The organism is Luteibacter sp. 329MFSha (genome assembly GCF_900111665.1).
Taxonomy (GTDB): domain Bacteria; phylum Pseudomonadota; class Gammaproteobacteria; order Xanthomonadales; family Rhodanobacteraceae; genus Luteibacter.
This window is the reverse complement of record NZ_FOJE01000001.1, coordinates 747410-759970: the sequence shown is the minus strand read 5'-3', so window position 1 is coordinate 759970 and position 12561 is coordinate 747410. Positions and strand designations below refer to the sequence as shown.

The 12561-nt window shown below is 67.3% G+C and carries 14 protein-coding genes; 7 read left to right on the top strand and 7 right to left on the bottom strand.

The genetic code is table 11. The features are described 5' to 3' along the window. Window positions 1-278: 278 nt before the first annotated feature. Window positions 279-437, top strand: coding sequence for a hypothetical protein (locus tag BMW54_RS18705; protein ID WP_175472745.1), 159 nt, complete (start codon window positions 279-281; stop codon window positions 435-437). Window positions 438-489: 52 nt separating this feature from the next. Here the strand turns inward: BMW54_RS18705 and BMW54_RS03330 are convergent, their stop codons facing one another. The 3 genes from BMW54_RS03330 to BMW54_RS03325 form a co-directional block, all read right to left on the bottom strand. Further along, on the bottom strand, window positions 490-1107 hold the full coding sequence (locus BMW54_RS03330) for a DNA-binding protein (RefSeq protein WP_090052967.1): 618 nt from the start codon (window positions 1105-1107) through the stop codon (window positions 490-492). Between the two features lie 28 nt (window positions 1108-1135). Then, window positions 1136-1339, bottom strand: coding sequence for a hypothetical protein (locus BMW54_RS18410; RefSeq protein WP_139206024.1), 204 nt, complete (start codon window positions 1337-1339; stop codon window positions 1136-1138). A 72-nt stretch (window positions 1340-1411) separates the two neighbouring features. Further along, a complete protein-coding gene (locus BMW54_RS03325) occupies window positions 1412-2731 on the bottom strand; it encodes an Nramp family divalent metal transporter (protein ID WP_090055646.1) in 1320 nt (439 codons plus the stop codon). 101 nt (window positions 2732-2832) lie between these two features. Between BMW54_RS03325 and BMW54_RS03320 the strand changes: the two genes are divergently transcribed. Beyond that, window positions 2833-3450 carry a flavodoxin family protein gene (locus BMW54_RS03320; RefSeq protein ID WP_090052966.1) on the top strand — a complete coding sequence of 206 codons (618 nt, stop codon included), beginning with the start codon at window positions 2833-2835 and terminating at the stop codon, window positions 3448-3450. A 92-nt stretch (window positions 3451-3542) separates the two neighbouring features. After that, entirely contained in the window at window positions 3543-3728 is a 186-nt protein-coding gene (locus BMW54_RS03315) for a CsbD family protein (RefSeq protein ID WP_090052964.1), read from the top strand. Between the two features lie 125 nt (window positions 3729-3853). Here BMW54_RS03315 and BMW54_RS19105 read toward each other — a convergent pair whose 3' ends face one another. After that, entirely contained in the window at window positions 3854-3979 is a 126-nt protein-coding gene (locus BMW54_RS19105; protein WP_256374571.1) for a hypothetical protein, read from the bottom strand. A gap of 149 nt (window positions 3980-4128) precedes the next feature. Here BMW54_RS19105 and BMW54_RS03310 point away from each other — a divergent pair, with 149 nt between their 5' ends. The 3 genes from BMW54_RS03310 to BMW54_RS18700 all read left to right on the top strand — a co-directional run bounded on the left by BMW54_RS03310 (window position 4129) and on the right by BMW54_RS18700 (window position 7723). After that, on the top strand, window positions 4129-5490 hold the full coding sequence (locus tag BMW54_RS03310) for an amidohydrolase family protein (protein ID WP_090052963.1): 1362 nt from the start codon (window positions 4129-4131) through the stop codon (window positions 5488-5490). A gap of 2 nt (window positions 5491-5492) precedes the next feature. Next, window positions 5493-7508, top strand: coding sequence for a hybrid sensor histidine kinase/response regulator (locus tag BMW54_RS03305; protein ID WP_090052962.1), 2016 nt, complete (start codon window positions 5493-5495; stop codon window positions 7506-7508). 65 nt (window positions 7509-7573) lie between these two features. Continuing rightward, the gene (locus BMW54_RS18700) at window positions 7574-7723 is read left to right on the top strand and encodes a hypothetical protein (protein WP_175472744.1); all 150 of its coding nucleotides are present in this window, start codon (window positions 7574-7576) and stop codon (window positions 7721-7723) included. Here BMW54_RS18700 and BMW54_RS18695 read toward each other — a convergent pair. Next, window positions 7720-7890 carry a hypothetical protein gene (locus BMW54_RS18695; protein WP_175472743.1) on the bottom strand — a complete coding sequence of 57 codons (171 nt, stop codon included), beginning with the start codon at window positions 7888-7890 and terminating at the stop codon, window positions 7720-7722. The two genes, BMW54_RS18700 and BMW54_RS18695, sit on opposite strands and share 4 nt — an antisense overlap. Window positions 7891-8145: 255 nt before the next feature. On the opposite strand from BMW54_RS18695, the gene BMW54_RS03300 reads away from it, so the two are divergent. After that, window positions 8146-8850 (top strand): Crp/Fnr family transcriptional regulator, encoded by a 705-nt coding sequence (locus tag BMW54_RS03300; RefSeq protein WP_175472742.1) that lies wholly within the window; start codon window positions 8146-8148, stop codon window positions 8848-8850. Here BMW54_RS03300 and BMW54_RS03295 read toward each other — a convergent pair. After that, on the bottom strand, window positions 8822-11665 hold the full coding sequence (locus BMW54_RS03295) for a TonB-dependent receptor (protein ID WP_090052958.1): 2844 nt from the start codon (window positions 11663-11665) through the stop codon (window positions 8822-8824). The two genes, BMW54_RS03300 and BMW54_RS03295, sit on opposite strands and share 29 nt — an antisense overlap. Before the next feature lie 639 nt (window positions 11666-12304). Then, window positions 12305-12559 carry a DUF3820 family protein gene (locus BMW54_RS03290; protein ID WP_090052957.1) on the bottom strand — a complete coding sequence of 85 codons (255 nt, stop codon included), beginning with the start codon at window positions 12557-12559 and terminating at the stop codon, window positions 12305-12307. Window positions 12560-12561: the final 2 nt, after the last annotated feature.

The following is a 12561-nucleotide window of genomic DNA, read 5'->3' as shown; positions in this document are numbered from 1 at the left end:
CAACCGCTGTCGAACCTTTTGTTCCTTGCGAGCCCTTGTAAACCCATGGGGCGCCCATACAAAAGGGCTTAACGAAACTCGGTAGTTCAGAAATTCGGTCCTGTAACGGCGTGACGAAAGACTAACGAACCGATTGTTCACCAAACGAAACGGACCAGATCCCCGGCGCGTCTTTCTTGGAAGATCCCGGCGGCGTAAGGTCCACGCCACGCCAGAGACCGGCGGCGCTGGCGCCAGAGAATCGATGCAACCGGTCATTGCGACTGGGAGAAACGACCATGAACGAACTGCGTAACGAATTCGGCATCTCGACCTACGAACTGGCTACCGGCAACCGTGCCGAAGCCAACAGCGGTTTCGACCTCTTCGGTGGCGAGATGGATGGCTACGACTGGCTGGGCGAAGTCGCCAGCCGTCTGAGCAGCGACGCGGTCTGACCCAGACCGACCTCGCGCACCAAAGGCCCGCCTGACGGCGGGCCTTTCGTTGTCAGGACGCCTTGCGCGCCCGCGTTTTCGCCGCCTTCCGGGCGGCCGTCTTCCTCACCGACGCGCCCTTCGTCCGTGCCGCCTTCTTCGCCGCGGCCGATCGACTGGAGGCCGTGCGCTTCGCCGCGCTCTTCCGGCCCTGCGCCGAAAGGGCACGCTTCGAGACCGACGAACTCCCTTCCCGCTTGAGCGCGCGGGTGCTCGCCTGCGAACGCGTGGCCGACTTCTTCGCCGTGGCGCGTTTCGCCGTCGCTTTCCGCGCGGCTGTCTTCTTCGTAGCGGTCTTGCGGCTCGCGGATTTCTTCGCCGTGGCCTTCTTCGCCGTGGCCTTCTTCGCCGTGGCCTTCTTCGTCGCGGCCTTCTTCGTCGCGGCGCGCGAATCCTGGGTCGCCTTCTTCTTCGTGGCCTTGCTGGCCGTCTTCGACGGCTTCGCCTTCACGCCATCCCGCCTGGCCTTCGAGAGGCCGATGGCGATAGCCTGCTTCGCCGAGCGCGCGCCGTGCTTGCCTTCGCGAACGTGCTCGATCTCCTCGCGGACGTACTCGCCGGCCTGCGTCGAGGCCGACTTTCCTTCGCGCTTGTCCTTGCGTGCCCTGGCGGTGGTTTTCTTCTCAGGCATGGTTTCATTCTCCTCCGTGCCGGTGGACTCAGGGAATGCGGATCGCGAGCGCCTCGGGGGCCTCGGCCGGCGGCGTGCCGTCGTCTTCCGGCGTATCCGGGTGGGCCGGACGGTCCTGGGGCCGGTCGATCGAGGGGTTCTCGCCGGGCATCTCGGGGCGCGGCCGCGTCGGGGTTTCGTCGGGAATCACCGGCGAGCGGCCGGGTGTCTCGGGTACGAGTGGGCTTTGCATCGCGTGGGTCGCCATAGGTGTCGTCGGCGATGAGACTGCGCGGGGATGTGTGATGTATCCGTCTGTCCGGCGTCACGCCAACCCGAACACCTGCGCCACCAGCCAGACGTTGGCGCACGAGATCACGACGAACAGCAGCCATGCGGCGACCGACACCAGGCGAGTGTTGGCGAAATCCCCCATCAATGCGCGGTCGTCCGTGAAACGGATGAGCGGATACATCGCGAACGGGAGCTGGATGCTCAGCACCACCTGGCTCGCGATCAGCAGCTCGCCGATGGCGCGGTCGCCCATGGTCACCACGCCGATGAAGGCGGGAACGATCGCAAGACCGCGCGTGATCAGACGACGCTGCCAGCACGGCAGCTTCCAGTGCAGGAAGCCGTCCATGATCACCTGGCCGGCGATCGTCCCCGTGAACGTCGAGCTCTGGCCCGACGCGAAGAGGCCGATGGCGAAGGCCACGGCGGCGACGGTCGTACCCGCGATGGGCGCGAGCAACTCGTAGGCGTCGCCGATGTCCGCGACGTCCGTGCGTCCCGTGCCGTGGAACGCGGCGGCAGAGACGATCAGGATCGCCGCGTTGATCAGCAGGGCGAGGCTCAGCGAGCCGATGGTGTCGACGCGCGTCAGGCGGATCGCGTCGCGCTTGCCCTGGATACCGGTCACCGCGCGCGTCTGCACGACGGACGAATGCAGGTAGAGGTTGTGCGGCATGATCGTCGCGCCGAGGATGCCGATCGCGAGGTAGAGCGGCTCCTGCGTGGAGACCGCATGCAGGGACGGCACGAAGCCCGCGGCGACCTGCGCCCAGTCCGGCCCGACGAGGAACAGCTGCACGACGAAGCAGATGCCGATCGTGCCGACGAGCCCGAGGATGATCGCCTCGACGCGACGGAAGCCCCTGCCCTGCAGCCCGAGCACGATGAAGGTGTCCAGCGCCGTCAGCGCCACGCCGACCGGCAGCGACACGCCGAAGAGCAGCTTGAAGGCGAGCGCGCTGCCGAGTACTTCCGCGAGGTCGCACGAGATGATGGATATCTCGGCGAAGACCCACTGGAGGCGCCCGACGGCTTTCGGATAGCGCTCGCTCGACAGGCGCGCGAGGTCCTTCTGCGTGGCGATGCCGAGGCGCGCGGCGAGGCACTGGAGCATCATCGCCGCCAGGCTCGAGAGCAACACGACGAAGAGCAGGCGATAACCGAAGCGCGAACCGGCTTCGATGTCGGTCGCCCAGTTGCCGGGATCCATGTAGCCGACGGACACGAGCAGCCCGGGCCCCGCGAACCGGAGCGCCTTCTTCCACCATGGCAGGTCGGCGGGGACGACGATGGAGCCCGCCACTTCGGACGGGCAGAACGGCGCGGTGGCCGTCTTGGGTAACGGGAACATGGCGCCATCGTAGCGGGATCCGCCCATCGCTTATGCACTTTCCCGCGACGCCGGTTGCACGGACGTGCTCTGACGATCGGTGTTTTGCCGGAGAGACCGTCATGACGCTCAAAGCCCTTGGACTCAACTGCACGCTCGCGCCGTCGCCGAAGCCGTCCTCGTCGCAGAAGCTGCTCGACCAGTTGTTCGATGCCCTGAAGAAGCGCGGCGTTGAGACCGAGAGCCTTCGCCTCGCGGACCTCGACATCAAGCCCGGCGTGAGCCACGACGAAGGCGGTGGCGATGAATGGCCGAAGGTGCGCGAGCGGATCATGGCCAGCGACATCCTGGTGATGGTCACGCCGATCTGGGTCGGGCAGCCCTCGAGCATCGCGAAGCGCGTGCTGGAACGGCTCGACGCGATCCTCGGCGACATCGGCGACGACGGGCGATACCCGACCTTCGGCAAGGTGGCGATGGTCGGCGTCGTCGGCAACGAAGACGGCGCGCACCACGTCTCGGCCGAGCTCTACCAGGGTCTCGCCGACTTCGGGTTCACCATCCCGGCGGGAAGTTCCGCGTACTGGGTCGGCGAGGCGATGGGCTCGACGAATTACATCGACCTGAAGGAGACGCCGGAGAACGTCGCCAAGACGATCGAGACGCTCGCGTCCAACGCCGCCCATCTCGCGGGCCTGCTGAAGGCCTCGAACTATCCCGCGCCATTGAAAGGCGGGTGAACGACGGCGCACATGCGCTTCACGTTCCTGTAAGCCCGCACCCTCTTACATCGGCACCCTGCGAACGACGCAGAACCAGACAGGAGAACACCATGGACAAGAACCGCACCGAAGGCATGAAACACGAGGTCAAGGGCGCCGTGAAGGAAGTGGTCGGCAAGGTCACCGGCGACCATGCGAAGCAGGCGGCCGGCAACATCGAAAAGAACGCCGGCAAGGTCCAGAAGGAAGTGGGCAAGGCCGCCGACAAGGCGCGCGACGCCGATCGTCGCCATTGATGAAGAAAGCCGCGGGAGCCCAGGCTCCCGCGGCTTTTTCTTGCCTGGTAGGAGCGCACCTGGGCGCGATTGGGGGCTTGCCGCATTCCCCCATCGCGCTCAGGTGCGCTCCTACGGCTTACGCGTCACGTGCAACCGCGAAGCAGGAAGATCAGCAGCAGCACCGGAATGGGAATGCCAAGGATCCAGAGCAGGATGTAGCCGATGGCGCCTCGTTGCTTGCCGGTGACCGGGGTGTTCTCGTCGTTCATGCGATGTCCCTCCCTCGCGTGGATTTGCGCCAAGGGTCGGTGCGGGAACGTGGATCGAGCGTGACAACGGCGACACGAGTATTTTCGCAACGACATCGCCTTCGCAGGTCGTGCATTATTCCGGCACGGTCCCCGTCGAAGGAAACACCATGTCCCGACTTCGTCCCACCCTCCTTTTCCTCGCACTCGCGGCGGCGGGCGGCACGCATGCCGCCACCGTGATCCGCGGCGCGACGGTGATCGACGGCACCGGCGCGGCGCCGATGCGCGACGTGACCCTGGTGATCAACGGCGACCGGATCTCCCTCATGGGCCCGGGCCTGCGCGCGAAGATGCCCGCCGATACGAAGGTGGTCGATTACACGGGCAAGACGATCATCCCGGGCATCGTCTCCGATCATTCGCACGTCGGTTCGGTCGACGGCACGCGCAGCGGCCTGCCCGCGCTCTACAACCGCGACAACATCCTGCGCCAGCTGAAGCAGTGGCAGGCCTATGGGGTGACCACGGTCACCTCCCTCGGCGTGAACGTGCCAGCCGTGTTTTATCCGTTGCGCGCCGAACTGCATGCCGGCAAGGCCCCGGGCTCCGACCTCTTCGGCGCCGACCGCGGCATCGGCGTGCCGAACGGCGCGCCGCCCGCGAAGATGATGAAGGCGGGACCGGACCAGCTCGACCGCCCCGAGACGCCGGATCAGGCGCGGGCCGCCGTGGACGCGGCCGCCGACCGCGGCACGGACCTGATCAAGATCTGGCTCGACGACTTCAACGGCAGCCTCCCGGTGAAGATGAAGCCGGAGATCTGGCGCGCGGTTATCGCCGAGGCGCACGCGAAAGGATTGCGCGTCGCCGCGCACGTCTATTACCTGGAGGACGCGCGCCGCCTGGTCGACGACGGCGTCGACATCCTCGCGCATGGCGTGCGCGACCAACCCGTGGACGCGGGCTTCGTCGAGGCGATGAAGCGCCACGGCACGTGGTACATCGCCACCCTCGACCTCAACGAGGCCGCGTACATCTATGCCCGGCATCCCGCTTGGATGGACCGCCCCTTCTTCACGCACGCCGTGCAGCCGGACCTCGCGCGCCAGTTCGCCGATGCCGCCTGGCGCGACCGGGTCCAGGGCGACGGCGCGACGAAGACGGACGAAGACGCCCTCCAGGTCAACCTGAAGAACCTCAAGACGCTCTACGACGCGGGCGTGAACATCGGCTTCGGCACCGACGCGGGCGCCATGCCCTTGCGCATTCCGGGCGTCGCGGAACATCGCGAGCTCGCGCTCATGGTCGACGCCGGCCTCACGCCGCTACAGGCCATACACGTGGCGACGCAGCGCGCGGCCGCCCTGCTCCGCCTGGACGATCGAGGCGTCCTCGCCAACGGCAAACGCGCGGACTTCGTCGTGCTCGACGACGATCCGTCGAAAGACATCGAGGCCACCACCAGCATCCATGCGGTGTGGGAACGCGGCCAGCAGGTGTCGGGGCCGGTGGCGTCGTTCAGGCCCTGAGCATGTCCGAGCCGACACGCTCCGATCCATTCGCGTTCCTGCCGGTCGATTCGCCGACGGCCGGCGAGATCCGCGCGTTCCCGTGGAGCGGCACGCCGCTGGGTGCGGTCGAAGGCTGGCCCGCCGCGCTGCGCAGCATGCTCGCGACGATGATGGACACTCCCCAGCCGATGTTCATTTCCGTCGAGCCCGGCCAGCTGTTCTTTTTCAACGATCCGTATCGGCCGATCCTCGGTCACCGCCTGCACGGCGCCATCGGACGTCGCTTCGACGAACTGTGGGGCGACGTATGGGACGCCGTGTCGGAACATGTCGACGCCGCCATGGCGGGCCGGGGCAGCATGCATCGCGACCTGCCCCTGACGATGACCCGGTATGGCTTTCCCGAGGACACCTGGTGGACCTTCTCGTACGCGCCCCTGCGCGACGAGGAGGGCCGGATCTTCGGCATGGTGGCGGTGACCAACGAGACCACGCGAGGCGTGCGGTCGGCCGTGGCGCTGCGCGAGCTGAACGCGTCGCTCGAACGCGAGATCGATGCGCGGACGCGTGAGCGCGACCAGCTCTGGGCCATCTCGCGCGACCTGTACGTGGTGATGGGGCGCGACGGCCACTACCGTAACGTGAATCCGGCCTGGGCGAACGAGTTGGGACACGACCTCGCCGATGTCGTCGGCATGGGCTTCGAGGAACTGGTCCATCCCGACGACCTGGCGCGCGCGACCGACGCCGTATCCCAACTGCTCGACGGCGATGTCGTGGAGGATCTGGAAGTACGCATCCGCGCCCACGACGGCAGCTACCGCTGGTTCGCTTGGACCTGTGTACCCGACGGCGACGTCGTGTACGCCATGGGCCGCGATGTCGAGCGCCGTCGCGAAATGGAAGACCAGTGGCGACATGCGCAGAAGCTGGAAGCGCTGGGCCGGCTGACGGGCGGCATCGCGCACGATTTCAACAACATCCTGGGCGGCATCGGCGGCGCCATCGAAGTCGTCAGCGAACGGCTGGCGGGTGGCCGCGCCGACAACGTCCAGCGCATGCTCGACGCCGCGGCCGGCGCGGTGAAACGCGCCGCGGGGCTGACGCACCGGCTGCTCGCGTACTCACGGCAACAGGCGCTCTCGCTGTCCGACGTGGACGCGAACCTGATCGTCCGCGGTCTCGACCTGCTCCTTCGCCCCCTGCTGGGCGAGCAGGTGTCGATCGTACTGCGCACGCAGTCCGACCTCTGGCGCACGCTGTCCGACGCGAGCCAGCTGGAGAGCGCGATCCTCAACCTCGCCATCAACGCGCGCGATGCCATGCCGCAAGGCGGCCAGCTGGGCATCGTCACGCGCAACGCCCCCTGCACGGACATCGGCGACGGTGCGGCCGATTACGTGGTCGTCTCGGTCACCGACACCGGCACAGGCATGTCCCGGGCCACCGCCGAAAAGGCCTTCGATCCCTTCTTCACGACGAAGGCGATCGGACAGGGAACAGGGCTGGGGCTCTCGATGGTGGACGGCTTCGCGCGACAGACGGGTGGTCGCGCCATCATCGACTCCAGGCCGGGCGCGGGAACGACCGTGAGCCTCTGGCTTCCGCGACACCTCGGCGAGGCTTCCGTCGCGCACACCCATGACGTCGAACGGCAGGATGGCTCGGGCCGCCGCGTCCTGCTCGTGGAAGACGAGCAGATGCTGCGCTCGATCGCGTGCGAGGTGCTCGAGGAAAGCGGCTACGAGGTCGATGCGTGCGCGGACGCCTCCGAAGCGCTCGGAAAGCTGCACGCAGGCAGGACACCCGACATCCTGGTCACCGACATCGGCCTCCCGGGCATGGACGGACACCAGCTCGCCCGCGCCATGCGCGAGATGCATCCCCGGGTCCCGGTGCTCTACATCACCGGCTACGCATGGGACGCCTTCGCGGATACGCCCCACTTGCCCGAGCGGACGGCCCTGCTCAGCAAGCCGTTCTCCTTGCAGGCACTGACCGGCTCCATCGCCGAACTGCTCCGGACGGCGTCCTAACGCCGGTCTTCCATTCCCTTGACCCTATGCCGGGGACACTCGCGGCACGCCTGGAGGATCGAAGGATGAACCGTTCGCGCTACTACGCCGTGATCGCCCTCATCGTCGCGATGATCGCGATCTTCGTGGTGGGCGCGATCCACAAGGGTGGTCCCGCAGGCGACGAGCCGGACGACGGCGCGCGCGCACCCTCGTCGCAGCCAGCGGCGCGTTAGGCGGGTTCGGTCTCGTCCGGCGACCGGGCGGCGTCGTGTGCCACGGCCGCGCGCTGCATGGCGAGCAGGAAGCCCGTGCCATAGCGCATCATGAAAGGCGCGACGCTCCCGGGGACGAAGCCCTCGGGCAGCAGCGGACTGACGGAGTCGTCCATCGGCGCGGTCATGCGGCGCCCCCTGCCGGATGGCTCGGTTCCTGGAAACGAACGGTCGAACGGTAGAACGTGGATCGACGTGCCATGGCCTCTACGGCCCCCTGTACTGAATTCCCCCAAGCGTTGTAACTACGGCAATTGCATGACCGCGTCAAGACACCCACCGGGTCGGGACGGCATGCGGCATAACGGCGCATCGCCCTGACGAGTCCGGAGCGTGCCGGCTCCGGCTCCTACAATGGGTCCAACGCAGCGCGAGGAATGACCGTGCTCCCGGAACGCCCATCGACGACACCCCGTCCGCCAAGCTGCAACGACGCCTGCCGGCACGCGCACCGCTGCGATGCGACGCGAAGCGAGGAGCCCGCGCTGCTCGCGATGCGCCCCTCCGTCGAGCGCGTGGGTCCGTTCTTCGACGGCGACCGGCTCGTGCAGCCGGAAGCGCCCCACCGCGCGGCTTTCGCGGTGCTCTCCGGACTCGCGATGACCGTGGCCGCCGGACGGGTGGTCGCGTTCCATCTGCCGGGCGAACTGTTCGCGCTGGACGTGGCCCGTTCCCAGACGCACGGCGCATCGGTGGTGGCCGTCGGCAAGACCTGGTTCTGCCGCTTTCCCCGCGCCGCCACCGACGCGCTGTGCGAACACGGCGGCACCGCGGCACGGTACCTTCGGGCGCTGCGCCGCCGCGAGCGCCACGTGGAGCCCCCGTGCCCCGACGGCCCCGCCGCCGAGCGCCTGCGTGGCTTCCTCGCCGACCTGGTGGAACGCCGCCGGCGCATCGAGGGACCGGCGACGTTCGTTCCGCTTCCGATGTCGCGCGAGGACATCGGCTCCTACCTCGGCATGAGCGCCGCGACGGTCACCCGCATGCTGGCAAAACTCCGCGCCGCGGGCGCCATCGCGATCCGCGCGGACGGCGTCGACGTCCTCGATGCCGAGGCGATCACAGCTTCACCCTTACGCCCAGCGTGAAGAAGCGTCCGACGACGCCGTTCTGCGCGTACGTCGGGTTGTAATTGAGCGCGGCATAGTTGAGCGGGTCGAAGGGCGCCTTCTTGTCGAAGACGTTCATGACGGAGCCCGTGATCGCGACCTTGTCCGTGATGTCGTAGCGACCGGTCAGGTCGAAGTCGGTGAACGACGCCATCCGGCAGTTGGAAGGAACGTTCGCGCCGGTGTCCGTGTTGGTGGAGAAGCAGCCTTCGGTGATGTCGGGCGCGGTCAGCTTGATGCCGCTGGTGTAATACAGCGTGCCGGTGATCGTCGCCTTGCCGAACTGGATGCTGTTCGCCCACGACCCGCGATAACGCGGGGTACCGGCACCCGACGAGAGACCGTACGGACCGTGCGTGCCGACGAACTGCAGCTTCGTGCCGTCCTCCAGCGTGAGCCGCCAGCTGATGATCTTCGTGAGGTTCAGTTCGCTGGTGAAGCGGACGTTCTCGCTGAAGTCGTACCCGGCCTTCAGGTTGAGGTCGAGGCCCTTGGTTTCCAGCGCGTTCTGGTTCACGTACGGCGCCGCGACGACGAGCGGCCTCGGCAGCGCGTCGGGTGCGGCCGGATCCGGCACGTCCTGCACGATCGCCGAGCCCGCGGGCAGCGGCAGGCCGGCATAGTACGCGTCGAGCACCGCGCTCGCGCTCTGCTGCGCGATCACGCCCGTCTTCTTGATCCGGTAGTAATCCAGCGACGCGCTCAGGTCGGGCGTCGGCTGGTACAGCACGCCGAAGGTCCAGCTCTTCGAACGCTCCGGCTTGATGTCCGGATTCGCGCGCGTGAGGAACCCGAGGCCGTACGGCTGCACGTAGCCGCTGTTGCCGTGCAGCTCCTGGAATTCCGCCGGCGGTGTGTACGTGGCGAAACCTTCCGCCTCGCTCGAGCCGTTCTCGGCGAAGCTCGGCGCGCGGAAGCCCTTCGAGAACGTGCCACGTAGCGCCAGCTCCTCGATCGGCTTCCACTTCACGCCGATCTTGGGCGAGAAGTTGTTGCCGAAGTCGGAGTAGTGGTCGTAGCGACCCGACACGTCCACTTCCAACGACTCGGTGAACGGCGCGTCCAGCTCGACGTAGATGCCGGAGACGGTGCGATCGCCCTTCACGTGCGCGATGCCCAGGCCCTGCGCCGCGAGATTCGGGTTGAGGTCGGGATCGTCCTGCTCTTCGTGGCGCACGTCGATGCCCGTCGCCAAGCCGAGGGAACCGCCGCCAAGGTCCATCAGGGGACGCGTCACATGGAAGTCGATCGACTGCAGGTCGCTGGTCGAGGTCTTCTTCAGCTGCGGCGACAGCGACTGGAGCAGCGCACGCGAATTCGCCGAAGGATCGAGGAAGTTGTACGTACCGTTCGTGACGACATCGATCAGCCGGTCGTAGTTGAGAAACCCATTGAGCCGCGTATCCAGCGACGAATGGTTCAACACCAGCGCCGTGTCCCAGCTCCACTCGCCCCACCGCCCGTTCATGCCACCGACGATGCGCAGGTTGTGGTTGTCGTTCTCGCCGCTGGCCAGCGCGCTGGGAAACGCATAGTTGATCAGCGCCGCCTGTCCGCTAGCCGCGAACGGATTGTTCGGGTTGAGCGAGCCATCGGGCAGCGTCGCTGGCAGCGCGATGGAGTTGGTGTTGCGCGGGGTCCCTGCCTGGATCTGCGCCGGCGCGCCGGGGAAGGTCGTCTTGACCTCGTAGTAGCTGGCCGCGATGTACGCCTTGGTCGTGTCCGAAACCTTCAGCGTGAAGCGTCCATAGATGCCCTTGCGATCGGTCGTCGGCTGGATGGCCGCGTAGCGCGCGAAGTTCTGCGAGCAGTAACTGCCGGGATTCGCGGGGTCGTCCGTCACCAGCGTGCCGAGCGAACCGCACGGACGCAGCGGCTGCGCCACGCCGTCGGGATCGGGGACGCCGGAGGTGACGTCGCCCGGACGTGACAGGGTGCCGGGCGTCACGCTGCCGTAGATGGAGCCGGAGTTCTGCGACGGCTGGCCGCCGATGAGGTTGTTGCCCCCGCTGCGACGGATGTCCGCCGTGTTGTAGGGATAGCCGCGATCCCGGGTCATGATGCGTTCGTCGCGCTGGTACTCCGCGCTCATGTAGGCGTTCCAGCCATCCTTGTCGAGGTCGCCGCCGCCGAAGAGCACCGTCGCGCGCTTCGTCGTGCCGCCACCATGTTGCGACGTACCTGCCTCGGCGGTGAACTCCGTGCCCTGGTAACCAGGGCGCAGGATGATGTTCACCACGCCCGCGATGGCGTCGGCACCGTACAGCGACGACGCGCCGTCCTTGAGCACCTCGATGCGTTCGATGGCGTTCGACGGAATCGTGTTGAGGTCGACGAACGAACGCTGGCCGTCGTCGGCGAGCGGGTAGCTGGCCGCGCGGCGCCCGTCGATGAGGACAAGCGTCGAGTTGACCGTCAGGCCGCGCAGCGCGACGCCCGACGAACCCGCCGCGAAGCCGGCGGTGAACGACGCGGGGATCGAACCGCTGTTATCCGCCGAGATGGCACGGACGACATCGGAGACGGTGTTCAGGCCGCTCTTCTGGATCTGGTCGGCGGAGATGGTCTGCACCGGCGACGGCGTCTCGACGTCGATGCGCGGCAATGCCGAACCCGTCACGGTGATCGCCGTGAGGTCGGTCGTCTTCTGGGCGTCGGGGGCGGCCTGGGGTGCGGCCGGGGCCGGCGACGGCGGCGCATCCTGCGCGGTGGCGGCGTTGCCGCAGGCGATCGCGGCGGCGATGGACAATGCGAGCCCGTGACGCCGGAGCGCCTTGTGCGATGTCTTATTCATGGTGAGTCTCCGGAGCCTTAGGGGAGTGGGGCTGGGACTTTTCGCGTGGCTGCGGACGAGCGATGCAACGCTTCATTCACAGGGACGCAAGGAAAACTTACGCCGCGTAAACGGGCCGCACCATCGGCCATTCGGAATATCTTTCGCTCGTGCACGTGGCACGCGCTATGCAGGTCGCGGCGACGTACTGACTCGTGTGCCGCCTCGCGAACACCGTGAACCGAGGACGTGGATACCGGCGTGCGCCGGTATGACGGTTCGTCACCCCGAGCTCTGCGGCGGGGCGTTCGGTTGTCGCGATGAGATTTCCGGCGTGTGACGCCTTGCGGAAGCCCTGAACCGGGGACGTGGATGCCGGCGTGCGCCGGTATGACGGTTCGTCACGCCGTGTTCTGCGGCGGGGCGTTCGGTTGTCGCGATGACGTTTCCGGCGTGTGACGCCTCGCGAAAACCGTTTACCGAGGACGTGGATACCGGCGTACGCCGGTATGACGGTTCGTCGCCCCGGCGCACGCCGGGGTCCACGGCGAGGTGTTCGGTATCCGCGATGACATTCCGGTGTGTGACGCCTTGCGAAAACCGTTTACCGAGGACGTGGATACCGGCGTGCCCCGGTATGACGACTTGTCACGCCGCGGTCTACGGTCGGACGGTCGGTGTTCGCGAGGGTTTCCGCAGCGGGTCGAGCAGACGGCGCAGACCGTTGTGATCGAGCTCGAGCATCAGTGCGAGCAGCCTGCCGAGCTCGCCGGGCGGGAAGCCTTCGCGCGCGAACCACGCCAGGTAGTTGCCGGGCAGATCGGCCACCGCCCTGCCCTTGAACTTGCCGAAGGGCATGGTCGCCGTGGCCAGGCGCGCGAGGTCGTCGCGGAAGCGGTCTTCGAGTTCGGTCATCC